18 protein-coding genes and 1 tRNA gene are annotated in these 26,887 nt (G+C 38.7%); 8 read left to right on the forward strand and 11 right to left on the reverse strand.

The genetic code is table 11. From position 1 onward, the window contains the following. Positions 1–25: 25 nt before the first annotated feature. Both CSEC_RS08615 and CSEC_RS08620 read right to left on the reverse strand, forming a co-directional pair. Positions 26–319: a co-chaperone GroES gene (locus tag CSEC_RS08615; protein WP_041018040.1), complete on the reverse strand. Its 294-nt coding sequence runs from the start codon at positions 317–319 to the stop codon at positions 26–28. 220 nt (positions 320–539) lie between these two features. Beyond that, complete coding sequence (locus tag CSEC_RS08620; RefSeq protein WP_041018041.1) at positions 540–1,793, reverse strand: exo-beta-N-acetylmuramidase NamZ family protein; 1,254 nt, start codon at positions 1,791–1,793, stop codon at positions 540–542. Positions 1,794–1,925: 132 nt separating this feature from the next. On the opposite strand from CSEC_RS08620, the gene CSEC_RS08625 reads away from it, so the two are divergent. Continuing rightward, entirely contained in the window at positions 1,926–5,591 is a 3,666-nt protein-coding gene (locus CSEC_RS08625) for a bifunctional proline dehydrogenase/L-glutamate gamma-semialdehyde dehydrogenase (protein WP_053331937.1), read from the forward strand. Positions 5,592–5,626: 35 nt separating this feature from the next. After that, the gene (locus CSEC_RS08630) at positions 5,627–7,795 is read left to right on the forward strand and encodes an ATP-dependent helicase (protein ID WP_237559230.1); all 2,169 of its coding nucleotides are present in this window, start codon (positions 5,627–5,629) and stop codon (positions 7,793–7,795) included. A 2-nt stretch (positions 7,796–7,797) separates the two neighbouring features. On the opposite strand, the gene CSEC_RS08635 is transcribed toward CSEC_RS08630, so the two are convergent. From CSEC_RS08635 to mutL, 5 genes are all read right to left on the reverse strand, one after another. Beyond that, a complete protein-coding gene (locus tag CSEC_RS08635) occupies positions 7,798–8,853 on the reverse strand; it encodes a hypothetical protein (RefSeq protein WP_041018043.1) in 1,056 nt (351 codons plus the stop codon). Positions 8,854–8,939: 86 nt separating this feature from the next. Further along, the gene (locus CSEC_RS08640; RefSeq protein ID WP_041018044.1) at positions 8,940–9,764 is read right to left on the reverse strand and encodes a hypothetical protein; all 825 of its coding nucleotides are present in this window, start codon (positions 9,762–9,764) and stop codon (positions 8,940–8,942) included. Between the two features lie 102 nt (positions 9,765–9,866). Beyond that, on the reverse strand, positions 9,867–11,069 hold the full coding sequence (locus CSEC_RS08645; RefSeq protein ID WP_041018045.1) for a hypothetical protein: 1,203 nt from the start codon (positions 11,067–11,069) through the stop codon (positions 9,867–9,869). A gap of 146 nt (positions 11,070–11,215) precedes the next feature. Beyond that, positions 11,216–12,289, reverse strand: coding sequence for a M24 family metallopeptidase (locus CSEC_RS08650; RefSeq protein WP_079978031.1), 1,074 nt, complete (start codon positions 12,287–12,289; stop codon positions 11,216–11,218). A 7-nt stretch (positions 12,290–12,296) separates the two neighbouring features. After that, complete coding sequence (gene mutL / locus CSEC_RS12785) at positions 12,297–14,120, reverse strand: DNA mismatch repair endonuclease MutL (RefSeq protein ID WP_053331939.1); 1,824 nt, start codon at positions 14,118–14,120, stop codon at positions 12,297–12,299. 197 nt (positions 14,121–14,317) lie between these two features. On the opposite strand from mutL, the gene CSEC_RS08660 reads away from it, so the two are divergent. From CSEC_RS08660 to CSEC_RS08685, 6 genes are all read left to right on the forward strand, one after another. Next, positions 14,318–15,571 carry a CCA tRNA nucleotidyltransferase gene (locus CSEC_RS08660; protein ID WP_041018046.1) on the forward strand — a complete coding sequence of 418 codons (1,254 nt, stop codon included), beginning with the start codon at positions 14,318–14,320 and terminating at the stop codon, positions 15,569–15,571. Continuing rightward, positions 15,547–16,311: a TrmH family RNA methyltransferase gene (locus CSEC_RS08665; RefSeq protein WP_041018047.1), complete on the forward strand. Its 765-nt coding sequence runs from the start codon at positions 15,547–15,549 to the stop codon at positions 16,309–16,311. Before CSEC_RS08660 ends, CSEC_RS08665 begins: the two co-directional genes overlap by 25 nt. Positions 16,312–16,315: 4 nt before the next feature. Next, the gene (gene rsgA / locus CSEC_RS08670) at positions 16,316–17,443 is read left to right on the forward strand and encodes a ribosome small subunit-dependent GTPase A (protein ID WP_053331940.1); all 1,128 of its coding nucleotides are present in this window, start codon (positions 16,316–16,318) and stop codon (positions 17,441–17,443) included. A gap of 143 nt (positions 17,444–17,586) precedes the next feature. Next, positions 17,587–18,879, forward strand: a complete 1,293-nt coding sequence (eno, locus tag CSEC_RS08675) for a phosphopyruvate hydratase (RefSeq protein WP_041018048.1) — start codon at positions 17,587–17,589, stop codon at positions 18,877–18,879. Between the two features lie 68 nt (positions 18,880–18,947). Then, on the forward strand, positions 18,948–19,640 hold the full coding sequence (locus tag CSEC_RS08680) for a hypothetical protein (RefSeq protein ID WP_041018049.1): 693 nt from the start codon (positions 18,948–18,950) through the stop codon (positions 19,638–19,640). Between the two features lie 150 nt (positions 19,641–19,790). After that, on the forward strand, positions 19,791–20,192 hold the full coding sequence (locus tag CSEC_RS08685; protein ID WP_041018171.1) for a hypothetical protein: 402 nt from the start codon (positions 19,791–19,793) through the stop codon (positions 20,190–20,192). Between the two features lie 46 nt (positions 20,193–20,238). On the opposite strand, the gene CSEC_RS08690 is transcribed toward CSEC_RS08685, so the two are convergent. The 4 genes from CSEC_RS08690 to CSEC_RS08705 all read right to left on the reverse strand — a co-directional run bounded on the left by CSEC_RS08690 (position 20,239) and on the right by CSEC_RS08705 (position 26,797). After that, a complete protein-coding gene (locus CSEC_RS08690; protein WP_041018050.1) occupies positions 20,239–20,826 on the reverse strand; it encodes a peroxiredoxin in 588 nt (195 codons plus the stop codon). Positions 20,827–20,916: 90 nt separating this feature from the next. Then, the gene (locus CSEC_RS08695) at positions 20,917–21,555 is read right to left on the reverse strand and encodes an MBL fold metallo-hydrolase (protein ID WP_041018172.1); all 639 of its coding nucleotides are present in this window, start codon (positions 21,553–21,555) and stop codon (positions 20,917–20,919) included. Then, positions 21,556–21,629, reverse strand: a tRNA-Arg gene (locus CSEC_RS08700). An 89-nt stretch (positions 21,630–21,718) separates the two neighbouring features. Further along, positions 21,719–26,797 carry an RHS repeat-associated core domain-containing protein gene (locus CSEC_RS08705; RefSeq protein WP_041018051.1) on the reverse strand — a complete coding sequence of 1,693 codons (5,079 nt, stop codon included), beginning with the start codon at positions 26,795–26,797 and terminating at the stop codon, positions 21,719–21,721. Positions 26,798–26,887: the final 90 nt, after the last annotated feature.

Raw genomic sequence — 26,887 nt, forward strand, 5'->3', positions numbered from 1 at the left:
TCCTGTTAATTTTTAAGGGATTAGATTAGCTCAAGATTCCAAGAACATCTTCTTCACGCATAATCAAATATTCTTCATCATCGGAGGGCTGTTTTACTTCAGTTCCGCCATATGGAGAAATGAGGACTCGATCACCCTTTTTTAAAACTAAAGGTTCACGCTTTCCATCTTCATTCATTTTTCCGGGCCCGACTTCAACGACGACCCCTTCTTTTGGTTTTTCCTGAGCAGAGTCAGGCAAAAAAATGCCGCCTTTTGTTTGTTTTGCTTTGGAGCGCTTAATTAGTACGCGATCGCCAAGAGGTTTAATATGTGTCATGTCTTGACTCCTTAAAATGTAAAAGTTTGATCCTGTAATTAAGTAGAGAAGTTAAGAAGGCATTCTATGAGAGGGGCTCCTTTTATGTCAAGAACTTGCCATGCACTTTTAGCAAACATTAGATGAGAGTGCCAAATCAGATATTAGAAAATTTAACCTTGCGAGATTCCCTTTTAAAATTATCAGTGTTAAAGGGGTAAAAGAGTTCGCATCAAGGGATTTAAGTGTAATTCGGGTTTAAATATTTTTTTCTTTTTTCTAAGAAAATCTTTTTTTCATTTTCATGGAATGTGATTAAAGGCCAAATGATATAGGGTTTTTCACTTATGATTTGATAAATTTCTTTACTTCCGCATACTTTTTCAAAAATATCTTTTTTCTTTTGGCTTGCCAAGAGAGCTTCTTTAAACTGTTCGGGATATAGACTTTTCAAGGTTCCGGCAATTAAAAATTGAGTGGATACCGGCTTATACATTTTTTTATCGGTAATGCAGATTAAAACCCCTTCGCAATTTTGATGAGCGAATTTTCCAAAGAAAGGTCTAAAATAAAAAGGTTCAAAGCGAACTCCTTTAAAATGGTGCCCGTTTAAGGCTTTTGCAAAAGCTTTGGCTTCAATCCAAGGAGCTCCGACGATTTTAAAAGGAAGGGTGTAGCCGATGCCTATGCTTGAGAGGGATAGCTCCCCTAGCATTCCTGTGGTCGGGTAATAAAAAACGGTTGTAGGTTCCGGAATTTGAGGGCTTGTCGGAATCCAGGTAAGCCCGGTATCTTCAAAACTCATGGACCTTTTCCACCCATCCATAGGGATTATTTTTAAAGGGCAGTGAATACGGTATTCTTCATTAAAAAAGTAAGCCAGCTCACCGATTGTCATCCCATGGCAGTAAGGGACATTAACATAACCCACCATGGATCTTAAGTTTTCGTCGAGCATGGGTCCATCGATTAATTCTCCCCCCAAGGGATTAGGCCTATCTAAAACTAAGACTTTAATATTTTTTTTTGCCGCTTCCTCCATGACGTAGAAAAGAGTAGTTGTATAAGTGTAGGATCTACTCCCGATATCTTGGATGTCATAGATGAGAAGATCAAGCCCTTTAAGCATCTCTTCTGTCGGTCTTCTTGTTTTGCCATGCAAGCTGAAAGTCGGGATCTCCATTTTGCAAGAATCTTTCACATCCTCATACGCATAACAGTTCCCGTCAAGGCCGTGTTCGGGGGCGAATAAGGCAAGTATTTTAAAACCTATCGCATTTTCGCGGGCCTTTAGTAAATCCAGGGTGTGTTCAAGAGTTGAGGAGATAGCCGTATGATTTGTGATGAGCCCAATTTTTTTTCCCTTAAGCTCTTGAATATAGGGTTCTTTTAAAAGAACTTCGATCCCGGGTTTGACATGAGCCTTGGCTTCAAGCGGCCGGTTGAGTTGTAAGAAGGTGAATAAAAGAAACGTAAGCGTGATTTTTTTAATCATTTTTTAAATTATTTATTTAAATTAGACTTTGGATGAGGTTGCGGGCTTAAACCAAGTTGGGTTTAAAAGGTGCTCTTTTTTAATATTCCCGTCAACTAAGAGTTTACGAAAGGTTTATATTTTAGGGCTATCATGATCAATAATACCGGTTTAAAACATGCAAGAGAACTTTTAAACTTTTTGCATTTAAAGCCCTTAAATGACGAAGAGAGGATGGATCATGCAGTCACCTTAGCTAAAGAAATCTTAGCTTATTCAGAAGAGTTAAAAACAGACTGTGAAAGAAAAAGAGAAGAAGAGCTTCATAAAATGGTCAAAGACCGAGCTTCGAAAACGATGGTCATGCAAATCACAGATCAAGTTTTTAGATCTAAAAATGATAAAAGAGCTCTTGATCAACTTCTTTTTTTACTCGATCGTTTTGATCAACCGAATTTTCTTAATTTTGGCAAACGAATTGGGCTTCAGGTCATTCGCCATTTTGGAAAAACCTTTCCTTCTTTTTTCCTATCTCTATTCAAAAAAAAGCTAAGACAAGAAACAAAAACGGTCATTTTACCGGGTGAAGAAAAGCCTCTTCTAAGGCATATCGGGATTCGAAAACAAGAAAATGTGAAAATCAATTTAAATCACTTGGGCGAAGCCATTTTAGGCGAGGAAGAAGCTAAAAAACGTTTATCGACTTACTTAGAGGATCTTAAGAAAAAAGAAGTAGAGTGTGTTTCTATCAAAATATCTAGCATTTACAGCCAGATCAACCTCTTAGACTGGGATAAAACACTTGCTGTATTAAGAGAAAATTTAAGCGCTCTTTATTCAGAAGCTAAAAAAAATAAAATTATCCTACCCGATGGATCTACAAAATATAAATTTGTTTATCTCGATATGGAAGAGTATAAAGATCTTCATCTGACGGTGGCTCTTTTTAAAGAGGTGCTTTCTCAAAAAGAATTTTTAGATTTATCCGCCGGCATAGTTTTACAAAGCTATCTTCCTGACTCTTATGCCCTTCATGAAGAATTAATCGATTTTGCAAAAAATAGGGTTAAAAAAGGAGGCGCTCCTATAAAAATCAGGCTTGTAAAAGGGGCTAATATGGCTCTTGAGGAATTAGAATCCGCGATTGAAGGCTTTCCAAAAGCTCCTTATTCTTCCAAAAAAGAAGTGGATGCCAATTATAAAAAAATGATGCGTCTTGGTTTAAGCCGAGAAAATGCCCCTTATGCCCACTTAGGAATAGGAAGCCATAATCTTTTTGATATTGCCCTAGGCCTTGTTTTAAGAGCAGAAAATGGCACAGAAGAATTTTCAGGCTTTGAAATGCTAGAGGGTATGGCAGACCCGTTAAGAAGAAGCCTTTCTAAGCTTGCAGGAGAGATTCTGCTTTATTGCCCGGCTGCAAAAGAAGAGGATTTTGTCAATGCTTTAGCCTACCTTGTAAGAAGGCTCGATGAAAATACAGCCCCTGACAATTTTTTAACGCATCTGTTTGATTTGAAAGCCGGTAATAGAGACTGGGTTGCTCAAGAGGGCTCTTTTCGCGAATCTTACAAATTTATAGAGTTTCTTTCAAATAGGGTTAGAAGAGATGATAAGGCAAACAATATTCATTCTTTACCCTTAAATGCCCCTTTTATAAATGAACCAAATGTAGATTGGGTCGTAAGTGAAAATAGGGATTGGATAAAAGAAGAAATAGAAAAATTTAAGAAGGATCTTCCCGTGTCTATTCCCAATGTCATCGGGGGTAAAGAGCTCTTTGACGGGCGAAAGCAAAATCAGGGAATAGATCCCTCTATGCCCTCAATGACAGCTTATAGCTATGCTTTGGCAAATGAGGAAAATGTAAAAGAAGCTCTTTTAATTGCTAAAGAGGCTCAAAAAAAATGGGCGAACTTAGAGGATGAAAGGGTTCGTGTCATCATGCATACCGCTGCCAATTTATTTAAAAAAAGAAGAGGGCGGCTTATTGCCGCCATGCTTATCGATACCGCAAAACCAATTCCTGAAGGCGATGCTGAGGTTTCAGAAGCGATCGATTTTTTAGAGTATTATCAAAAAAATCGATCGCAGTGGATGAGCTTAAAAGGAGTCGAGTATCTTCCCAAGGGAAATGTTCTTATTGCTTCTCCCTGGAACTTTCCCTGCTCGATTCCAGTTGGCGGGATAGCAGCAGCTTTAATTGTGAGAAATGCTGTTTTGTTTAAACCTGCACCTGAAGCTATTTTAGTGGGTTATGAAATTGCCAAACTATTTTGGGATGCGGGGGTTCCAAAGGATGTACTTCAATTCATTGCTTGCGAAGACGACCCGGTTGGCACCCAATTAATTCGCGATCCTAATTTAAACACTATTCTTTTAACCGGATCGACAGAAACGGCTAAGCTATTTATGAAATTAAGGCCGGGTTTGGATCTTATAGCTGAGACCGGCGGGAAAAATGCGATTATTGTTTCCTCGCTTGCCGATAGGGATTTGGCTATAAAGAATATTATCCAGTCCGCTTTTTCATTTTCCGGCCAAAAATGCAGCGCTTGCAGCCTTGTCTTGCTAGAAGCTGAAGTTTATGACGATCCCAACTTTATCCGTCAGCTTAAAGATGCCGTAAAAAGCTTGACGGTTGGAAGCGCTCATAATCCCTCGACTAAAATCAACCCCCTCATTAATGAGCCGAGCGAAAAGTTTTTAAAAGCTATGCATACCCTTGAGGAAGGAGAATCGTGGGTTTTAGAACCATTTCAAGATAAAGATAATCCAAGGCTTATAAGTCCTGGGATAAAAATGGGGGTTAAAAAAGATAGTTTTAGTTTTAAAACAGAGCTCTTTGGACCCATTCTTTCACTTGTTAGAGTAAAAGATTTTAAAGAAGCTCTAGAAATTGCAAACAGCACCTCTTACGGTTTAACTTCCGGACTTCAAAGTCTGGATATTCGAGAGCAAACAGAATGGGTTTCAAAAATTCAAGCAGGAAATCTTTACGTAAATCGAGGAATCACCGGGGCTATCGTTGAAAGACAGCCTTTTGGCGGTTTTAAAGATAGCAGCTTTGGACCTGGGATAAAGGCCGGGGGGCCTAATTTTTTAACTGTTCTGGCTCACATTAAGGAAACTTCTCTTCCGGAAGAAGGTTTAGAAATGACAGGCCTTTGCAAATCTTTTTTTGAAGGCATCGACTGGTCTTTTTTTTCAAAGGAGGATAAGGAAAAAATTAAAGCTGCTTTTGAAAGCTATTCCTTTTTTTGGAACTATTATTTTGACTATGACCATGACCCTGCAAACCTTCGGGGCCAAGATAATTGGCTTCGTTATAACGCTAAGGAAGATCAAATTATTAGAGTATTAGAAGGCGATTCCTTGGTGGATTTTCTCTTAGCTTTTGGAGCTAAACTTAGCTGCAACTCTAAAGTGCCTTTCAGCTTGCCGGCATCAATGCTTGGATCTATTCAGAAAATTCTTCCTCTTAATGAATTTTTGAATCGAGATCTTTTCTTTGAAGATGAGGCCTCTTTTCTTAAAAGGGCAAAAGGGTTTAAACAAGTGCGCTTTTTTTCAAATCCAATAAATAATTTTCTTACATTTTTACAAAATAGAGAGCTTGATATACTCATTCGAAAACCTCTTTGCAACGGACGAATCGAGCTTCTAAATTATTTAAGGGAAATCGCGCTCAGCGTCGATTATCATAGATACGGGAATCTTGGAAGACGGGAGTCGGAGCAAAGAAGAGACCTTAAAAAACCCTCATTTGAGCCCGAGGATTGTAAAAATTGCCCCGAGAAAAAATGCTGCAACGATTAGATTAAGGGCTTTCTAGTAAAGAAGAGAAATTTTAAATGACTGTTTGTGTAGACCCGATGGAAATCAATTTTGATGAAGAACTAAATGAAGAGCAGCTTTTTGCCGTTAAGCATATCGAAGGCCCCATGCTTGTTCTTGCAGGGGCAGGCTCGGGGAAAACAAGAACTGTAACTTATCGTATTTCCTATCTTCTTTCACTTGGGGTTCCGGAAAGTCAAATCCTTGGGCTTACCTTTACCAATAAAGCGGCTGAAGAAATGAAAGACCGCGTGACAAAACTAACCAAAAGACATGTTTGGATTAGTACGTTTCATAGGTTGGGGGTTCGCATTTTAAGAGAATCGATAGATCTTTTGGGGCTATCAAAGCATTTTTCCATCTATGATGAAGAGGATTCAGACAAGGTTTTAAAATCTTGTTTAAAAGACTTGGGCCTTGAAGATAAACGCTATGATAGCAAGGCTTTTAAATCGGCCATTTCCCGTGAAAAAAACAATATGTCTTCTTATGAGACGATAGATCCATCCGGCGATAAGGATCTTTTAGATCATTTATCAAAAGTGTGGAAGCTATACGATGAAAGATTGAGATCTTTTAACGCCGTTGATTTTGATGATTTAATCTATCTACCCGTTAAATTGTTTATGGAAAATGCGGCTATTTTAGAAAGGTATCAGGAACGCTTTCAATTTCTTTTGGTGGATGAGTATCAAGATACGAATAATGCGCAGTACCAGCTCATCAAGCTTTTGGCGGAAAGGCATAAAAATATTTTTGTTGTGGGCGACCCCGACCAAGCGATTTATTCTTGGAGAGGGGCTACAATGCGCCACATTCTTTCCTTTGAGGAAGATTTTCCGGGCGCTAAAGTGGTTCGCATCGAAGAGAATTATAGAAGCTATGAAACTATTTTAGAAGCTGCGAATGCCCTTATTTTGCAAAATAGCCATCGTTATGACAAAAGGCTCAAAGGGGTTCGAGGAAAAGGGGAGCCTATACAACTCTTTACAGCTGACCATGAGAGGGAAGAAGCAAGCTTTGTTGCCGATATGCTGAAAAAACTTCATCGGAGCGAAGATAAATCCTATGGCGAGATGGCTGTTTTCTATAGAACAAACTTTCAGTCAAGAGCCCTTGAAGACGAATTTTTATCAAGAGCTATTCCCTATACTATTGTCGGGGGGCTATCCTTTTATCAAAGACGAGAAATCAAGGATTTGATCGCTTACTTAAAAATGGCCGCCTCGGATCACGATTTTATCGCATTTTCCCGAACGATTAATTTACCGAAACGCGGAATAGGCCAGGCGACTTTAGATAAGTTAAAGTCTTTTGCTGAATTAAATCAGGTCAGCATTTTAGAAAGCTGCCATAGAGCTCTCCAAGGAGAAGATTCAAGCCTTAAATTGTCGCCTAAGCAGATAAGCGGGATCAGGGAATACCTTGATTTTATTTTAAAACTTAGGGAAACCGCTAAGACAAGGTCTATGGAGGATCTTGTTGGAGCAGCAATTCATGAAGGCCGCTATCTAGAGCATTTACGGGAAGAGCGAGAGACTTATGATGATCGAAAAGAAAACTTGGATGCTCTTCTTGGAAAAGCGATTGAATGGGATGAGATGCATGAAGCCGGAACTTTAGAACATTTTTTAGAAGAACTCACTTTAAAATCCTCTCTTGATGAAACCTCTTCTGAAGAAGAAAAAGTTAAATTAATGACCCTTCATAATAGTAAGGGCCTTGAGTTTAGCCATGTTTTTATCATCGGGCTTGAGGAAGATTTATTGCCGCACGCCAATTCTCGAGAGAGCGATGATGAATTAGAAGAGGAGAGAAGGCTTCTCTACGTAGGTATGACAAGGGCCAAAGACACTCTATACTTGACTCACGCTCTTTATCGCTATTTATTCGGTTCATTAAGAACTCAGAGAGCGAGCCGCTTTATCCGGGAAATTCCAAAAATGTACCTTACCCGAGGAGGGGCTTCTTATAGTTATGAGAGGACAAATCAAGTAGAGGAAATTGAAGAAGCTTATTTAGAAGATTTGAAACCGGGAGATTCTGTTTTCCATAAGGATTTTGGCGTCGGGATTGTTCAGGAGTCTTATGAAAGCACTCTTGGCCTTACTTACAAGGTTTTATTTGCCAAAGAAAACCGGCCTAAAAGTCTTGTGGCTAAGTATGCAAAACTAAAAAAATTATAAAGTTATTTAGCGTGCGGCAGTAAAAGAGCTTTGTAATCGGCATCTATTTTTTTTGCTTCTTCTGCATATCTTTCAGCCAACTCATTATCTTGAGCTTTGTCTTTTAGAAGATCGATTTTTTGCTTATGGGCTTCTATGATTCTTTCTAGACGAGCTTGTTCATCTAGCTTTTCTTTTTTAACTTGAGCATCAAGTTCTTTTTCTTCCGCTTGATCTTTGATTTCAAGCTGACGTTTTTGAAGTTCTAGAAGTTCATTTTCAAGCCGTTCAGTTTCTTTTTCAGGGTTATTTTGAAGGACTTTTTTATCAAGCTCCTCTTGTCTTGCGGCAAGGGATTTAAGCCCTTTGCTAAATTCATCCGGGGCATCAGCTAAACCAAGTATCTCTTGATGAGCATCATAAAGCCTTTTGAAAGAGGGGGCGGCGTCTTTTTTAGCTTTTAGCTCATTAATATCTCCCCAAATGGTTTTTTGCATGGCATCTAATTTCTCAGCCATTTTAGGGTCCATTTCCTGCTCACCCTCAAAGTTTGGTGCGACCATGCCATAGGAGAGACAGCAAACCCCGATGCCAATCAAGGCAGTTGAAACAATGATGGCGGCAATAGCGCCTGAGATCCCAAAAGTAAAGGGGGTGACGGCAACAGCTGTAAGTAAAGCGGTTCCGGCAATTAAGGTAATTGCGCTAAAGACAATTGCTTTTACAGTTTCTGATTTCCAAGCCATGGCAAGGAGGGCTTTTGCGACCTCAAAGGTAGACATTTCCCTCTCACCTTCAACGCCTGGCTCTTCAAGCTCTTCTTCTGCTTCCTCAAGCTCTTTCTTTTTTTCCTTAAGAGAGGCCGGATCAAGTTGTCCGCCGTGAGCTGGGATAGGGCTGCCAAGTTCTTTTGCGATATCAGAATCAATAGGAATGGCTGAATGTTTTCCAAGGTGTCCGGGTTCGGCCGCCGCCGTTTTTTTGACATCGGAAGAGACCCTGGCCGGGTCTATCGGATGAGGATGCAGAGGAACCGGATGCGGTTTAGGTAATGGGGTGGAAGAAGAAGGGGTTTGCATGAGAAACCTCACGTAAAATAAAACTTACTTAATTATAATTCTTTTTTTAATTTACGTGGGTTTTTTATTTACTTTAGTAAGGGTTGTTAATGCTTAACAAAAGTATTAAAACCATCATTATCATTTTCTCCTTCAGGAGGCGCATCTTCCTCAGCAGAAGGGTTTTCCTGATCGATTTGACCCGGAAGTGTAGTTTTTTCTTCTTTTATTTCATTTTTCTTAAAAAAGCTTTTAAAGAAATCGGCAATTTTACAAAAAACACCCTTTATAAAAGACCCGATACGGCCAATGAGTCCAAGAAACCAATTTTTGGGAGCTTCTGCTTGATTTCCTTGTAAATTTACTCCCAGGGCCTCTGCCGCTTCATTCTCATTCACTAATGAGACAGATTTATTTCCAAGATTCATATCTCTTTTTTCTGTTTGCTGTCCCTTTTTTAGAACTTCTTCGTACCTTTTACTCAGCCCAACTCTTTGAATCCTATCTAAGACTTCGATCACTTTATCGTTTGTTAGCCTTAATGGACTTGTTATGGGGCTTAAGCCAAAGGCATGCCCTTTTCTAAGAGTAAGGACTTGAAGATCTTTAGTAAGCGGGGTGTAATCTTTTCCACTAAGTCTAAGCTTGAAAAGAGAGTCTGTTAGAACAGTTTTACTTGTATTAGCCCCTTTTTTCCAGATAAGCTCTCTACCTCTTACATTTATTTCATCCTGAAGAACAGCTTGCAATTGAATACGAGCTTCATTGATTTTTCTATCGGCTTCGCCTTGGGGAACGTGAACGTTATTATTAAAATCGATAGATAAGTACATCGTTCTTTTTTTGGAAGAGAGGGTAACCTCTAAACCTGGGGTATTAGGATCGATGGGAATTACTTTAATTATGTTGGTATTAATTAAGTTATTATTCATTTTATTACCCAGTTATTTTTTAAAAAATATCATAGATATTAAATTGAATAAAGTCAATTAAATTGAGTTAATTGTAATAAACTAATTTTTGAAAAATTAAAATTAGGGACGAATGAGAGCGTGGGCTTTAAAGAAGGAGGTTTTGACTAGGTAAAGACTAAAGAAAGGGACGCTCAAAAAGAGGTGATAAGATTCATGGGGAAAAATAAGGATTCCAACAAAAAGACAGAGCAGCAAGGATTCAATAAACCCATCAAAGGGGTGGTTTAATTTAGCTTTCATGATCTTTTGGTACAAAGTCACAAGAATTAGGGAAAGGAAGCTCAACCAAGATAATAAGTCGACTGCCGCTCTAAAAGGTTCATTTTTAAGGGTAGGAAGTGAGAAGCTAATAGGCCAAGCGATCTCCTGGAGGGTTAGAAAAAATCGTTTTATTAAGAAAACGAGCATATTTCTATCTCCGGAGTCAATAAAGGGATGGTTCTTTAAGCCGAACATTTCGATCAGAAAGAAAATCGAAAAAGATACGCTGACTAAAAAGGCCATTTTGCAAAAAAAATTTCTTGGGGAAAGCTTAGTGAATTTTTTTAAAAAAAGGAGAGTTAGCGGTGAAAAAAAAACGGCTAAAGATAAGGCATTCGCAAATCCAAAGAGAAGGGAAGCGAGCCCAAGTCTTGAATAGGCTCCTTTTCTTTGCATCATCGATTTAAATGATAACACAAAGCCCCAAGTGATTAGGGAAGCGCTTAGAGTCATATAAGGGTCTTTGTTTAGAATAAAGGCCGGAAAAAGGAGAACGATAACGCTTGCAAGCTTTCCTGTCCTTCGAGAAAAAAGGAGCTTCCCTAGTCTATAGGTTCCAACACAGAGGGTAAAAAGAGAAAAGATCTCAAGAGTAATTGGAAAAAAAAGAAAAGCTTTTAGGGGATGCGGAAAAAGAGAAGCGATGGGGCGTTCTTGTAAAGGGGCTTCTTGCAAAGGCGCTTCTTGAAGCGGGTCTTCTTGAAGAGGCCTTCCGCTATTCATAGGGCCATCATCTCTAAGTTCTTGCAAAGGATCTTCTTGCAATGGAGCTTCTTGAAGAGGATCTTCCTGAAGGGGTTTTTCTTGAAGAGGGTCTTCCTGAAGGGGCTTTTCCTGAAGAGGCGCTTCTTGCAAAGGATGGTTTTCAAAAACATCATCTCTAAATAAATCATCGCTTGAAGCAATCTCTTGGCTTTTAAAAGATGATTTTTCGCTTTTTACAAAAAACGATGCTGTGAAAACGGTTAAGAAAAGAAGGCCTAAGGTTATAGTAAGCTTCATCGTTTAACGCTACCTAAATTTATTCACTTAAAAAGCAAAAAAGGCTTTGTCTGATGAGAGTTCGAAAACTTTAGCGCTCGCTTGTGTCATTTACCACAAATTGTCTTATCGCATAGCTTTTGTCAAATATATTTTTTATAAAAAAGTTAATCGATAATACAAAGTTCTTTAGACGATTTAGTTAAGGTTTGGATTCCTTTCTTTTGAACCAAAACCGTGTCTTCGATACGAACGCCTCCAAGACCCGGAATATAAACGCCCGGTTCAATAGTCAGAACCATCCCTTCTTTTAAAGCAAGTTTACTTGAAAATGAGGGACACTCATGGATTTCAAGGCCCACTCCATGCCCTAAGCTATGCGTAAAGTATTTTACATAGCCGTCTTTTTCAAGCTCATCTCTTACATTTTGGTTTAAATCCCTAAGGGGGTATTTTGGCCTAGCTAAGGATAGCCCTTTTTCTTGGGCGCGCAAGACAGAGTTATAAACGGAAATCAATTTTTTTTTAGGCTCTCCAAAAAAGAGGACGCGTGTCATATCAGAACAATACCCATCTTTTTTAGCTCCAATGTCTATAAGGACAAGATCGCCTTTTTTTAATCGCTTGTCTTTACTTAAGTGATGAGGGGAAGCGCTATTTTCTCCAAAAGCAAAGATGGGATTAAAAGCTTTTTCAGCTCCCCTGGAAAGCCAAAAAGTTAAAAGTTCATTCACGAGCTCATGTTCTTTTATGCCTTCTTTCAAAAGAGCTTTCGCAAGATCAAAGCCTTCATCTGTTAGCTTAGAGGCTTCTTTTATTTTCTTAATTTCTTCTTCTTCTTTTAGACATCGTAAGTTTTCTAAAATCACATTCGGAAGTGGTTTAAGTGTTTTATCCATCGATTTTATAGCTTTTTTTAGCTCTAAAAAATGCGAGTAGGAAGTTAAGGGCGCTTCAAATCCAATAGTTTTTGTTTTTTTAAACGTGTCTAAAATTGTTTGGCTGAAATTTATCTCTTCGGAGAGCCTAACATCGAAAGGAAAGTTCTTTTTAGCATTCAGAAAGTATCTATTATCAACAATAAGGATAGTTTTATTTTTTGAAATTAATAATTGACCCTTAGAAAGGCTAAGTCCTGTAAGATAATATAGGTTTATCGGGTCTTCGATAAGTAAAAGATCCGTTTTTAAAAAGCTGATCAACTCTCTTGCTTTTTCTATTCTATTGAAGAACCTAGACACTGGCACTCTACTTTTTTAAATTAAAGAAAGTTTTGGTTTCATTAGATCCAAGAGGAAAAAAAATGGAATCTCCTGAGGGCGAGAAATTAAAGCTATGTTCAAGACATTTTGAAACTATAAATAAAGCTTCCGGTTTCGTTAAAATTTTTTCATTGATTTTGGAAAATTTTACAGTTTCGCATGTTAGTTTTTTAGTCCATTTATCGTTTAGGGTGTTTTTTTCACCTTGTCCCATTTCTTCAAGAAGCTTTCTTAAAAAATCATTCAAATCGGTTTCTTTTAGAAGAGAGGGAAACGATTCCATAGCAAACCGATTATTTCCAAGTTTATTGAAAGTCATCCCCAAAAGGGCAAGCTCCTCAGAAATTTCTTCTAAAAGCACACACTCTTCGTTTGTCAGATGAAAGATAGGGGGGATTAAAAAAAGTTGAGATTCAAGCGGTTTTTTATTTTCAAAAGCGAAATAGAAGAGCCTTTCTATCGCAGATTTCTGATCTACAATTGTGATTCCCTTGTCTTCTTTTTTTTCGCCGTTTTTGTAAACCCCTTCTAAAACAATAAATCCGGGGTAGAGGGTAAGGATGGAGAGTTTTTGATCTATTGGAAATTTGAACTCGAAGTTTTCATCCTCTTTTGGAAGATGGGCTTCATCCGAGGAGAGGCTGCTTATTTGAAAACAATCATAGGATTCTTGGTTGCTATTTCGATTTTCATGAACGTGGCTTAAAAAAGATGGCTTGAATTCATATTTAAGGTTTTCAATTTCAGCTTCGAAACGTTCCTGTTTATTAAAATAGTTTAGCTCTTCCTTTTCAAGTTTTGTGCCATGGAGCTTTGATACAAAAGCCCTTGTTAATTCTTCTTTTATTTTGTCTAAAAGACGGATGCGAACTTCTCTTTTTTGCGGGTGGACATTCACATCAAGGTAAGAGGCCGGAAGATTAAGATGAATTAAAAATGAGGGATGTTTTTGATGTTCAATCAAAGTGCCATAAGCATTCTTAATGCATTCTGACAATGAGACAGCATAAACAGGCCTTGAATTGATGATCAGGTATTGCGATCCTTTGGTCGATCTTGCATCCTCGGGTTTTCCAAGCAACCCAAAACAAGATAAGTCATCATTTCTATAGGAAAATAAAAGGCTGTTTTTTATAAATTCTTCTTTTAAAACCTGCTTGGCTCTTTCCTCAAGAAGAATTAAGGGATCTTTTTCTTGTCCATTTTTAGCTAGACGAGTGCGAAACTCTAATTTATGATTATTTTTTAATTCAAAATTAACAGAGGGATGCGCTAAGGAAAGCTTAGTCAGAATCCGGGAAATATCCAAAGCGTCATAACTTGTAGATCGCTGAAATTTTTTTCTTACTGGGACATTGAAAAAAAGATCCCTTACTTCAATCGTTGTCCCTCTATCCCTATGGGAAGGTGCGCTATGAATTAAATGGCCGCCTTCAACTCTTATGAAGCAAGCCGGTTCGCCGTCCGTTTTGGTCAAAAGTGAAAACTTTGAAATAGAAGCAATCGATGGAAGAGCTTCCCCTCTAAAACCCATAGTTAAAGTCAAAAATAAATCATCGATGGTTCTTATTTTTGAGGTGGCATGTCTTTTAAGGGAAAGATGGGCATCCTCTGAATTCATGCCGAACCCATTGTCGCTAACTCTGATAAGATCTCTTCCGCCCCCTTCGATCTCGACAATAATTTCGCTTGCACCCGCATCAATTGAGTTTTCAACGAGTTCTTTTACAACAGAAGCCGGATTTTCAATAACTTCGCCTGCTGCAATTTGATTGATAGTCGTGTCATCTAGGATTTTAACGCGCGTCATAAAAAATAATTTTTTTTTACTATTAGAATAAGGTTAAGTTATAAGATGTGCCAAAAAAAAGGAAAAGAATAACATACTTGTTATTTTTCAATCGATTTTGAATTCATCTCATTCTTTTGAAAATTGAGAAGCTTTTATGAGATCATTTCGATATTATGGATGTTTAATAAACTGTTTTTTATAGAAGGCCTTAATTCATGACATCCACCTACGACCTTGCACTTCAAATTATTGAGAAGCTGCATGCGGCAGGCTTCATAGCCTATTTTGCCGGCGGCTGGGTTCGTGATCACGTCATGGGTAAAGAATCGGATGATATTGATATTGCAACAGATGCCCCTCCAAAAAAGATTCTAGACCTTTTTCCAAGAACACTTGTGATAGGACTCTCTTTTGGGGTGGTTATAGTTATCATAGAAGGCCATCCCTTTGAAGTCGCGACCTTTAGAACAGATGTCGGTTCAGATGGAAGAAAGCCTGATAGCATTGTTTTTAGTAGCCCCAAAGAAGATGCCATCAGACGGGATTTCACTATCAACGGTATGTTTTATGACCCATCGGAACATAAGATCTATGACTATGTCGGCGGCATGGAGGATATAAAAAAAAGCATTATAAAGACAATCGGCGACCCTTATGATCGCTTTTTTGAAGATAGGCTCCGCATGGTGCGAGCCTTTAGATTCGCTGCAAGATTTGGTTTTACTATAGACTCCAAAACGCAAGAGGCAATACTTGCCAATGCCGAGAGGCTCTTTCCTTCAGTTGCGATGGAGCGGATCTTTCAAGAATTTTCAAAAATGGCTAAATCGGCAAGGTTTGATTGGGCTTTAATAGAAATGCATCGATTGATGCTTTTACCGGTTATTTTTCCCTCGCTTGGCCAAGTTCACTTACAGGAAATAAAAAAACGCGTAAAGCCTTTTCCACTTATGCCAAAAAATATGCCGGTTATTCTCTATTTGGCTCATCTTTTTCCGGATTATTCGTTAAAAGAATTTGAGGACCTTGTTTTTTATTTAAAATGCGGCAAAGATTCACTACTTGCACTTCAAAGTTATTTGAAAGCCAAAGAACTTTTACAAAAAATAAAAAATAAAGAAACGATTGATTTATTTTCTTGGGTAGAGTTTCTCTCTAAAGAAAAGGCTGAAATGGCTTTTATCTCTTTTTTATTAACTTTTGAAGAAGAAAGCGAAAGAGAAAAAGCCCTTGAAAAGTACACAGAAGCTAAAGAAAGATTAAAAGCTCCTATTTTGAGAGCTTCTAAAAATCAAACCCTGCTAACAGGAGAAAGGCTTAAAAGCGAAGGGATTCGTCCGGGTCGTTTAATGGGGGATTTGATTAAAGAAGCTGAAAAAATTGCGATTACTGAAGAAACCGAAGATTTAGAAAAAGTCATGATTCAACTAAAGAAAACCCCCATATGGCAAGAAGCAAGAAACCTTTAGAAATTACAAGCTTAAACCACGAACAAGTCAAGCGCTACGCCAAGCTAATCCGCGATAATGCTTATAGAAAAAAAGAGAAAGCGGTTGTGGTTGAAGGAAAAAAGCTTGTTCTTGAGCTTTTGGAAAAAGGGAAAATCAAATCCTTAATGATCGCAAATGAGGAGGATCTTCCTAAAAACTTTGAGGGTCATTGCTACCTTATCACTCAGGCCATCCTTAAAAAAATAAGCCAGACCATTACCCCGGAAGGGATCCTGGCTGAAGTTCAATTAGATGAAGTTATGCCATCCGCTAACTGCCAAAGGCTTCTTATCTTAGACCGCGTAAGCGACCCCGGCAATATGGGAGCTCTTATAAGAACCGCTGCCGGTTTAAATTGGGATGCGGTCTTTTTGTTAACAGGCAGCTGCGATCCTTTCAACGATAAGGCGTTGAGGGCGAGTAAAGGGGCTGTTTTTAATATGCCTCTTATTTCAGGATCTTTAAGCGAGCTTTTAGATTTTTTGGAGAAACAAAAGTTTACGGTTTATATAGCGGATTTTAATGGAATTTCCCCTGAGGACATATCCTTAAGTAGCCAAGAACCGTTGGCCCTGGTTCTAGGAAATGAAGCGCAAGGGGTCGCGCCCACCCTCCGAAAACTTTTTAAACAAGTGACCATCCCCATTTCAAGAGCCGTCGAATCTTTAAATGCCGCCGCCGCCGGAGCTATTTTAATGTATTCTTTAAGGAAAATTTGAACCTATGAAAGAGCGTAAACCTATGGATGAGATCGATCCTGAGGAGCTTTATTTTGGCAAAGAGCCAAAAAAAGAGCGTCAAGAGAAGAAAAGAATGTCTTTGAAAGATCGTTCAAAGTTTAAAAAAACCGATCAAGATCAGCTTAAAAAAAGTAAAGAGAGAGGTCAAGAGGCCAGGATGAAATCTCTGGAAGAATTTCACTTAGGCCGGGTACTCTCGATTCGCTCTCAAGAGGTTGACGTAGATGTTGAAGGTAAGCTTTTTCGCTGCAAGCTTCGAGGAAGCTTAAAAAAAGATAACGAACCGCTTAAAAATTTAGTGGCAGTCGGTGATTTAGTTCGATTCGAGCTTAGTTCTCCTGATGAAGGAAGCATCCTTTCGATTGAGCCTAGAAAAACCATTCTTTCAAGGGCAGATAACCTTTCAAGAAGAAAAGAGCAAATTATTGCATCAAACGTGGACCAGGTCTTAATTACAGTTTCAGTCGTGCTTCCGCCTTTAAAATCCGCCATCATTGACCGCTATATCATTGCTTCTGAAAAAGGCGGCATGAAACCGATTATTGTCGTAAACAAAATTGATCTCCTGGAAAAAGAAGAAAACGAGGGGGAAAAAGAATTTTTTGAGCTTCTTAAGGAAGCTTATGAGAAAGCTAAAATCCCCCTTATCGCTGTTAGCGCTGCCACGCAAGAGGGGCTTTCTCTTTTAAAAAAGGTAATGAAGGACAAAACCTCTGTTTTTTCAGGACAATCCGGGGTTGGGAAGTCCTCCTTGATCAATCAGGTGACAGGGCTTTTTTTACCTGTCGGAGAACCTGTTTTGAAGACTAAAAAAGGCGGGCATACTACAACCCAAGCGACCCTTCTTCCTTTGGAAGAAGGAGGTTTTGTTATAGATACTCCAGGAATTAAAAGTTTTGGCCTTTGGTCTTTAAAAAGTCATGAGATACAAGCTTATTTTAATGAAATTCAAGAACTCGCTCATCTTTGCAAATTCCCTGATTGCACCCACACCCATGAAGCTAATTGCGCGGTTATTCAAGCTCTAGAAGAAGGGAAAGTGTCTCCGATTCGCTATGATTCCTATGTGTCTCTTATTCAGTCTTGCGATGAAAAACACGAGAGACGGTAAACTTAAGTAGGATATAACTCTCTTATAGTCAATGTATTAATTTATTGTAATAAATTTACATAAATATTTTTAAAAATTAATTATAATACATAATGAACATGTAAAGTTTTTTAATAACTTGATAAAGGTTTACCAAAGAGAATATGGAATATATAGAATCGATACGGGCGCTCGAGATACTGGATTCCAGGGGGAATCCAACCTTAAAAGTTATTCTTAAGTCAAGTAATGGAAACATTTCAGAAGCTTCTGTTCCGTCAGGTGCATCTACAGGGTCTCATGAAGCCATAGAAAAAAGAGACGGCGGAACCCGTTACTTAGGAAAAGGGGTTCAAGAAGCCGTTAAGATTGTTAATGGCCCGCTATCCGAGTTATTAAATGGAGAATCGCTTTTTTCGCAAGAGAAGATAGATAGAATGATGATCCAAGAAGATGGCACTGAAAATAAAGAGCGTTTTGGAGCTAATGCCATTTTGGGGGTTTCCCTAAGTGTTGCAAGAGCTGCAGCTAAAGCTTCCGGGAGGCCCTTATATAGTTACCTTGGAGGATTAAGAGCGCGTTATCTTCCATGCCCCATGATGAATATTATAAATGGCGGCGCGCATGCGGATAATTCTCTAGATTTTCAAGAATTCATGATACGCCCTATAGGGGCAGCCACTTTTAGCGAAGCGATTCGCATGGGAAGCGAGATTTTTCATGCTTTAAAAATGATTCTTAAAGAGAGAAAAGAGATTACATCGGTCGGGGATGAGGGAGGCTTTGCTCCCAATTTAAAATCAAATGAAGAGGCTTTAGAGCTTATTTTAGAAGCAATTAAAAAGGCAGGCTATCAGCCGAAAACCCAAGTGACGCTTGCTTTAGATTGCGCCGCTTCAGAATTTTACGATGCAAAAACTAAAAAGTATCTTGAGAAAAAAAAGAAAAACCAAAATCAAACCTTTATCCAAAGAACTGCCGAAGAACAGGTAAGCTATTTGGAATCTCTTGTTGATAGATACCCTATCGATTCCATTGAAGATGGCCTTGCAGAGGAAGATTGGGAAGGCTGGACCCTTTTAAATAAAAGGCTCGGGAGTAAAATCCAGATTGTCGGTGATGATCTTTTTGTCACAAACACAGCCTTTTTAAAAAAAGGGATCGAACTTATGGCTGCCAATGCCATTTTAATTAAAGTGAATCAGATTGGTACTTTGACAGAAACAATGGAGGCTATTGAACTTGCCTTTCAAAATGGTTATGGAGCCATTGTTTCTCATAGGTCAGGGGAAACAGACGATACTTTTATCTCGGATTTAGCCGTCGGCTTAGGAACAAGACAGATTAAAACCGGGTCTCTTTCTCGCGGAGAAAGAATCTCGAAGTATAACCGTTTACTTGAAATTGAAGCTGAACTTGGAGAGAGCGCCATTTACTCGGATGGAAACCGTTACTAGAAAAATTTAGTCATGGCATAAATTTTGCTTATAAAGAAGATGATTTACCGAAAACCAAAGGTGGTCATATGAAGATAAAGAAATTTATAGTGGCTTTCGTTTTTCTTTTCGTGCTTACCCTTTCCTTTAAGGTAAGCGGAGATGAGGTGCAAACTTTAAAAGTTGAAACCAAAGTTCAGCCCTCAGATGAAAAAGTGATCCCGGTTGAGCCTTTGCCTGCAGTTAATGAGGTTGTTCCGGCTCCCAAAAAAGAAGTCTTCCAAGAAGACCTCTCAAAAGATGAAGCAGGCTCAAAAGATGTGCTTAAGGGGAAAAACGTCAAATACTGCTTAAGCTACAATAAGGATAAGTGGGAAATCCTTGAAAATAAAATTAATCCAAACGCCGAATTCCTTTTAAAACTAAAGGGCAAAGATGCTTTTGGTTTAATCATTCCGGAAACGACTCCGGTTCAATTGCAGCATATGCCGGAAGTGATTAAATTCAACGCTGAGAAAGCCGGTATGAAAGATGCGGCTATCGTCAAGCAGGAAATGAAAAACATTAATGGAAATGATGTCTTATTTATAGAATGGGAAGGTACCTTTGAGCCCATCAATGCTAAAATTGTTTATCTAGGCCTTGTTTATTCAGGTGAAAAGGGCACCGTTCAAGTTTATACCTACACGACAAAAGAGCTTGCCGATCAGCTGAAAAAAGATATGGAAGAATTTGTTAAGGGCTTTTGCTTAATAAACGAAGAAGCGCCTGCAGTTTCTTAATTTAAAACGGACTAAGACAAGTTTTTGTGTTTTTTTCAAAAACTTGTCTTTTTTTTATGTAAAATTTTCATTTAATAAGGTTATTGTTATAATAAGATTAGGATTGTTTTGCATCTAATTAATATTCAATTAGATGAGGAAGGTTTTTATATGACCGTTCAACCGATTGCTTTATTTGGCGAAGCTGAAAAAGGTGATTTCAAAACCGCTTACTATTTAAAAAGCTTGCATGACCTTGCGAAACTTTTAGGAAACCCTCCCAAGGATAGCATCGGGCTTTATTTTGCTGTGCAAGCCCTTCTTTATAAACACGAGCTAATATTTTTTAGGGTCAAAGAGGAAGGCTTTAGCTTGCAGGATTATTTTTACGGCCTGAAGCTGCTTGAAAATCAAAAGGAATTTGAAAAAATTACAGCTTTTTGTCTGCCGGGAGTGGGAGATGTCGGGGTGCTGGATGCCGCATCAAAGCTTTGTTTTCTTTACCATTCTTTAATGATTACCAGCGAATCGGATCTTTATGATTATCTCACCTATTACTTTCGAAATAATTAGCAGGCTTCTGATGAAAGAAGCCTACTAGAGGTTAAGAATTTTCCTACTAGACAGGGGTGCAGTAATAGGTTTCAAGGCCTTCTTTGCTAGCCTTCATGCTGGCACATCCCGGATTCCAGTTAGCAGGACACACTTCACCATGTTTTTCAACATGTCTTAAAGCGTCCAACATCCTTAGAGTTTCACTTACAGATCTGCCAAGGGGAAGGTCATTAATGACTTGATGTCTTACTATCCCTTCGCGATCGATAAGAAAAAGGCCTCGATAAGTGATGCCTTCTTCCGGCATTAAAACTTCCCAATCTCTTGAAATGGATTTACTGATATCTGAAACTATAGGGTATTCAACCCCTTGGATTCCGCCTTTTTGTTTAGGGGTAGAAAGCCAAGCATGATGCGAATAGACGCTGTCTACAGAACAAGCTATTATTTGACAATTTCTAGATTCAAACTCGCTTGCAGCTTCTTGAAAAGCATGGAGTTCAGTTGGACAAACAAAAGTGAAATCTAAAGGGTAAAAGAAAAAGACAATGTATTTTCCTTTATAATCCTCTAAGGAAAAATCTTCTACGATTCTATGATCTATGACAGCTTTCGCTTTGAATTTTGGGGCGGCTTTTCCGACAAGTGACATGAGGAATCTCCTTTAAAAATTTTTTGTATGTTTAGGTTCAAAGAGTAGCGAAAAGAGTTAAAAATCGCAAGGGACGAACGACCGTTTTGTTTAATGGTTTCCAAAGATTTGAGGGGCGTCTTTTAGCCAGGATTCCCTCTCGATGGTTGAAGGTTCTCCGTGGCCCGGAAAAAATCTTGTGTCCTTGGGAAGATTTTCCAGTTTTTTTAAAGAGTTCCACATAGAGGGGGCATCCGACGTCGGGAAAGAAAGATTGCCGATGCTGCCTTTAAAAAGGGTATCTCCGCTAAGGAGCGTTTTGGATTCTTTAGAGTAAAAACAAACGCTGCCGGGGGAATGGCCCGGGGTGTGGATCACTTCCCACTTCATGTCGCCGAGTGTTAGGATTTCGCCTTCTTCAAGAAAAAAATCAGGTTCCACCCCTTCGATTGCAAAAAATAAAGGGAGGCCGTCCGCACCCGGTTTTCTTAAGTTAGGGGCATCTTGCTTATGGACTCTAACAGGCAACCCATAAAGGGCTTTAAGCTTTTTGACGTCTCCGATATGGTCCCAATGGGTATGGGTGAGCCATATCTCTTTGGGAATTAGGGAGTTTTGCTTTAAGTAATGGGAAATAGATTTTTCAGAACCGGGAGCAGGGTCTATTATAACCGCTTCTTTTGTTTTCGGACAGCCTACAACATAAGCGTTGGTTTCAAAGGGTCCTGAGGGAAAAGTTTCTATAAACATTGCACCGGAGAGGATTTGAACCTCTAACCGCCCGGTTCGTAGCCGGGTACTCTATCCAATTGAGCTACCGGTGCGTGAAAGATCATTGATGATCGCTTTTTTTTTATTTATTTTCAACAAAATCCTTAGTTTGATTAAGGGTTTTTGCATAAGTTAGCTGCTGTCATCCGGAGTAGGCATACATTTTCATGAAGACCGCCCCTAAATTGATCATGACGCTTTGATAGGTTGGAGAGCCGAAGGAGTGATCAATTAAAGGAATCCCTAAAAAAGAGCCGATAAAAACAACATCTTTATCTTGTGAGACAAACCCTGTGAACCAGCCGATCGGGTCAAAAAAAGCGACCCCGTCCCTAACGCTCATATAGTTTGTCGCACTCTCAAATCCAAGGGTGTCTGAGATTCTTGTGGCAGATCCAAAGGAAATAACCCTTACCATTTTTTTCTCTTCAGGCGTAAGCAGGCTTGCGGCTGTGGCTGTGTCTGCGCCCCCTAAACTATGGCAATAATGGATAATAAGACCGCCGTTTTCAACCCCGCCCATCTCCTGAATCAACTCTTTCCAAGTATTAGCAAGAGCTCTTGCGTAAGGAGAAACGTATCCGAATTTGATTAAAAGAGCCTTCATCATATCCCAGCACCAACCTTCTGTCGGCCGGAAGATGTAATGGACATTGGTTCCGCCATGGGCGCTGCTGATTAACTCTAAGGATTCTTTAAAATAGGATCTTATGTTCGATATCCCATTTAAAAGAGTGATTCTTACTTTGTCTGAAGCTTCTTTATGCCCAAAAGAGCCAAGCTCGGGAGGATGCTCATAGAAGCCTGAAAGCGATAGAAACCCTTTGCCTAAAAATTGTTCACAAGCGTTTGTGATACTAGGCTGCATGTGCTGCAAATAAGCGGTTTCCGTCTGAATGGTTTCGGCTATATTTTTCCCTATGCTAAAAAGCTTGGTAAATAGGTTGGCAATCCCTGTGAAAATATCGCTAAAGAATTCACCCCATGAATATAAGCCTTGATGGTCTCTATTCCTTATAGGGTCGTTTTTAACAAAAAGGTAGCGGTTCGATCCATCTTGAAACCCCGATGGGTCTAAGTGTATCCAACGTTTTATCTTGGGGTAGTAATAGCGTCTGCCATAAAAAATAAAGCCGGATTCGCTATCATGACGCTTTCCTTGAAACCCGATGGTGGTAAGGGGTTCATCCTCAACGCCATCTTCATTATAAACGATGCGTTCGCCAAAGGAGGAGTATCTATAAGATTGGGTATGTGTTTTATCTTTGAGGGAGACTAAATTCCTAAGAGAAAGAACCTCGTCATATAGAGCTAAAAAGGGCTGTCCGTTGATTTCAATGGCGATAGGGGTTTGTTCCTGATTGAAGTTCAAACCTAAGATGCAAAGCTCTTTAATTTCTTTTTTCTCGTTGCAAAAACCGATATCTTGCGAGCTGTCATAATAGTAAAGCTTAGTGTCTACTTTGTTCCATGAAGAACCATCAAAAATATAAGTGGTCGTCTTTAAACGGCGGCTTAAAGGGTCGTAGCTATAACTTAATTTTTTTGTTTCATTTAGTGTAATACTTGTTAACCTGTCAAGCGCATCATAGGTTAATTGCTTTACTTCATTTTTATTTGAAATTTTTATGAGATTGCCATTGAGGTCATACTCATAGCGATTCTCTCCATCCGAATAGAGTTCATTGAGCTCATTGATCAAAAATTCGGCGTCATTTGATTTGATTAAATTGCCAAAAAGGTCATAGCTGTAGGTCTCTTTTTTTTCTTTACACTCATGGGATAGCAGGCGTTTTTCAGCATCATATTGATAGTTGGAGTAGGTTTCTCCAAAGGAATCTTTTGTTTTCCTAGTTGGACAGTCGGCTTCATAGTTATATTCTTGGGAGAAAAAAGGAGAGGAGATTTTAGAAAGCTGACCTTTTTCATTATAATCGAAAGCCTGTTTGCCAAGTCCATTTGGCAAAGTTTCTTCCGTGATTAAACCCTCTTTTGATCGCTCGTTATAGATATGAATGTATTGTTCTTCTTCTTTTTTGCCAAGACGCGTTACCTTTTTTAAAAAAATGTTTTCGTAGTCATATCGGACAGATGTGCCGTCAAAGAAGCTCGTTTTCTTTTTTCGACGTGCCAAATCATACTGATGGCTGATGAATAAACCGGTTGAGAAGTCTTCTCTTAAAAGCTCTCCCTTTTCATTATAAGTTCTTAAAAAACCGCAAGAGGTGGATTGATCTTCCGCTTTGTAAAGCTTGTTTTCGTCATCATAAAGATAAGACTGCAAAACGGTTCCATCAGATGAAGATAACTCGCATAGGTTATTTTTATCATCGTAGCTGTAATGCAGCGTCACACCGTCAGGTTTAACGAGAGTTTCCAGCAAACCTTCCGAGTTATAGATATAGGAAGTTTTGCGGTATTTTTCATAACTTCCCTCTTTTAAAGATTCTAAACGGTTGCAAGGCCCATATTCGAATTGTATGACAAATTTTTTGGCGGACTCTAAAAAAGCATGTTCTTCTAAAACTTTATTACCGGAAAGATCGTACCGATAAATGATTTTTTCAATCTCCTTGCCTTCAAAATTTCTTTTTACAATTTCTTCGAGTCTCCCTATGGCATCAAAAGATTTTGAAATGATCGAACCTGTTGCATCGACAAAAGTTTCTTTACCGGTTTTTTGGCCTTGCAGATTTCTTGCAGAAAGCTTAGAGGTTTGATTTTTGACAGGTTTTTTTTCGATCTCCTCTTTAATGACTTCCGAAAAGCGATTAAGAAAGGTTTTTTTAGTTACATTTCCAAATAAATCTCTTTCAAAGCAGGTTTTTAAAAAAAGAGATTCATCGGCACTGGATTGCTCTAAAAGTTCTACAATTTTACCAAGCGGGTTATAGACATAGTCTTTGGTTAGAATTTCACCGCTTTTTAGAGTTTTTTTCTCTTGCGATAACCTTCCTGCAAAGTCGTAAAAATATTCTTTGGTTCCCTCTTCACTTTCTTCTTTTAAAAGATGAAAACTATTATAAAAATGATGCTTTTCATTAAAAATGACCCCCGCCCTTGTCTCGGAGTAAGTTCTTGTAGGCCTCCCGAAATAATCTCTTTCCGTGAAGATTTTGATGCCTGTTTTATCTGTTTGAGAAACAAGATGGCCCTCAAGGTTATAGCTAAAATATTCTCTTGTACCGTCCGGGTGAACAATTTCAACCGGCTTATTTAAGGAGTTATAGCGGGTCCTTGTTTCAAAGCCTTTCGGATCGATCGTCAGTAGTATATTTCCAAGGCAATCATAGTGATGGATAACTTTCGGCTCCTCCAACTCTCCTTTTTCATTAGGCACAGGAGGGTGTTTAATTTCTTGCAGGTAGCCAAGGTTGTTATAGGAGTAAGATGTCTTGTTCCCGTAAGTGTCGATGCTTTCGATTTTACGGCCTAATGAATCGTAATTAAAAGAGGTTGACACAACATCGCCTGTTTCATCCACTTCATAGGATAAAATAAGTTTGCCGGCAGCATCGTAGTGGTTTTTTACCTCAGCTTTAAACTCGCTCAACTCTGCTGTGGTTTCAGAAAGAAGCCTTCCGGAATCATCATAAACATAGACAAGTTCTTTGCCGTCAGGCTGTTTGACTTTTTGAAGCTTTCCATTGGCATCATATTCCTTATAAGATTCCAAAAGAAGCTCGCTTTTGTCGTTAAAAACACCTTGCCAGACTAATTCAGAGGATTCTGAGTATCGGCAGCATGTCTTCTTTATGAAAACTTCCTGCCCTTTTGAAAAATCAAATCCGAATTCTTGTATTTCTTCAGGCATCCCTTTAGAGGGATGGCTTTTTTTAGGTGTTATTTTAACAAGATGCCTTTCAGTTGCGCCTGTAAGGTCAGAGGAGCTTTCGCTTTTGCCATCATCGGTTATAGTTTCAATAAGAAGGCCTTCTTCGTCATATTTATAGAATTGCCTTATGAGCACTTCGTTTTCTTTTTCAAGAAAAGTGGCTATCAACGACTTTTGGGTTGGATCATAAAAATATTTCTTTGAAATGCCGTTGACATCTATCTCCTCTGCAAGAAGGGGAGGCTCGCTCCCGTTTGACTTTAGATAACGCCATTTTTTAATGCGTTTTTCGATGCCATTTTCAATTGGCATGCCATTTTCAAGCTTAATTGGAAGGGACACTTTTCCGGAAAAATTGCCATAAGCTATTTCTTCAATTACATTGCCAAAAGCGTCATGCTTAAAAATTTTAGCGTCTACAACCCTATCACTTTCATTTTCTGTGATTAAACTCCCAAGCCTGGCATTTCCCTTATCGTCGTAGACCCAATTAAAAATTTTTCGTTTTAAAGGGTTTACTTCTTCTTTCTTACTTCCGAAAGATTCAATTTTTGTTATGTTGCCATGTGAGTTATAGCTATAAACGGTTTTTTGATTCATGGCGTCATAAACAATCGTTTTGTCTTCTTCGTATATAAAACGGGAGAGAATGGCGGTTTTTCCATTTGTGCCAACAGGGCCTTTTTGAAGCTTCACGCGGCCGATTCGAAAATCACGTGCGAGATTACTGATATAGACAGTATCTTCTCCGACGGTATTGTATTTTTCATCATAGTATTCTGTTTCAATGAAGCGACCATCGGAAAATTCTTTCCGGGTGATCAAATTTTTTCTTTCATTGGGGTGCTTTCGATATTGATATTTGATCCAAGTACCGTCAGGATAAACCACTTTACTTATGAGCCGGCTATCGCTTGTTCTTGCGTTCTCGCCTTTAATAAAATGATAGGTGACAATTCTTCCTATAGTGTCTGTGGCTATGAGGCAATCTTCGTTCTCATAGTGAAATTTTATTTCATTAAAGCAGGAGTCTTTTGAAAAAGAGCTGATTTTTTTTAATTTATTTGTCTCTTCGAATTCATATTTAAAAGGCCCCGATTCAGTTGCCGGGTTTAGAGAGTCTTCATTAAAAAGGTTAGGGTGGTTGAAGCGCCAAGAGGTCGAAGCGGTCTCCTTTAAATCATTTAAAAAAAATCTTTTTAGCTCTAAAGGAAAAGGCCCTTTAAGAGAAATATCGGCTTCAGCTTCAAGATAGTCGCCTGTGATAAGATTAATGCTACCGACAAATTCTTGATTTCCCTCACTTGCTTTTACCCTGGAGGCAAACATAAGAAAGAAAAAAGAGATAAGTAAGTATAAATAAGATTTATTATTAGCTTTTATCATGATCAAATTTCTTAGTAACTATTAATCAGAAACTAAAATCATATAAGAAATTGTTAATATCCGCAAGGTGTGCTATTTTTGCAAAAAAAA

Source organism: Criblamydia sequanensis CRIB-18, assembly GCF_000750955.1.
Classification (GTDB): Bacteria; Chlamydiota; Chlamydiia; order Chlamydiales; family Criblamydiaceae; genus Criblamydia; species Criblamydia sequanensis.

What these genes read in the sequence shown, in the direction of transcription:
- CSEC_RS08645 (WP_041018045.1), bottom strand. Translation starts at nt 11,069, where the DNA reads ATGAAGCTTACTATAACCTTAGGCCTTCTTTTCTTAACCGTTTTCACA.
- CSEC_RS08685 (WP_041018171.1), top strand. Translation starts at nt 19,791, where the DNA reads ATGACCGTTCAACCGATTGCTTTATTTGGCGAAGCTGAAAAAGGTGAT.
- rsgA (WP_053331940.1), top strand. Translation starts at nt 16,316, where the DNA reads ATGAAAGAGCGTAAACCTATGGATGAGATCGATCCTGAGGAGCTTTAT.
- CSEC_RS08705 (WP_041018051.1), bottom strand. Translation starts at nt 26,797, where the DNA reads ATGATAAAAGCTAATAATAAATCTTATTTATACTTACTTATCTCTTTT.
- CSEC_RS08635 (WP_041018043.1), bottom strand. Translation starts at nt 8,853, where the DNA reads ATGCAAACCCCTTCTTCTTCCACCCCATTACCTAAACCGCATCCGGTT.
- CSEC_RS08615 (WP_041018040.1), bottom strand. Translation starts at nt 319, where the DNA reads ATGACACATATTAAACCTCTTGGCGATCGCGTACTAATTAAGCGCTCC.
- CSEC_RS08625 (WP_053331937.1), top strand. Translation starts at nt 1,926, where the DNA reads ATGATCAATAATACCGGTTTAAAACATGCAAGAGAACTTTTAAACTTT.
- eno (WP_041018048.1), top strand. Translation starts at nt 17,587, where the DNA reads ATGGAATATATAGAATCGATACGGGCGCTCGAGATACTGGATTCCAGG.
- CSEC_RS08660 (WP_041018046.1), top strand. Translation starts at nt 14,318, where the DNA reads ATGACATCCACCTACGACCTTGCACTTCAAATTATTGAGAAGCTGCAT.
- CSEC_RS08690 (WP_041018050.1), bottom strand. Translation starts at nt 20,826, where the DNA reads ATGTCACTTGTCGGAAAAGCCGCCCCAAAATTCAAAGCGAAAGCTGTC.
- CSEC_RS08680 (WP_041018049.1), top strand. Translation starts at nt 18,948, where the DNA reads ATGAAGATAAAGAAATTTATAGTGGCTTTCGTTTTTCTTTTCGTGCTT.
- CSEC_RS08640 (WP_041018044.1), bottom strand. Translation starts at nt 9,764, where the DNA reads ATGAATAATAACTTAATTAATACCAACATAATTAAAGTAATTCCCATC.
- CSEC_RS08665 (WP_041018047.1), top strand. Translation starts at nt 15,547, where the DNA reads ATGGCAAGAAGCAAGAAACCTTTAGAAATTACAAGCTTAAACCACGAA.
- CSEC_RS08620 (WP_041018041.1), bottom strand. Translation starts at nt 1,793, where the DNA reads ATGATTAAAAAAATCACGCTTACGTTTCTTTTATTCACCTTCTTACAA.
- CSEC_RS08695 (WP_041018172.1), bottom strand. Translation starts at nt 21,555, where the DNA reads ATGTTTATAGAAACTTTTCCCTCAGGACCCTTTGAAACCAACGCTTAT.
- mutL (WP_053331939.1), bottom strand. Translation starts at nt 14,120, where the DNA reads ATGACGCGCGTTAAAATCCTAGATGACACGACTATCAATCAAATTGCA.
- CSEC_RS08630 (WP_237559230.1), top strand. Translation starts at nt 5,627, where the DNA reads ATGACTGTTTGTGTAGACCCGATGGAAATCAATTTTGATGAAGAACTA.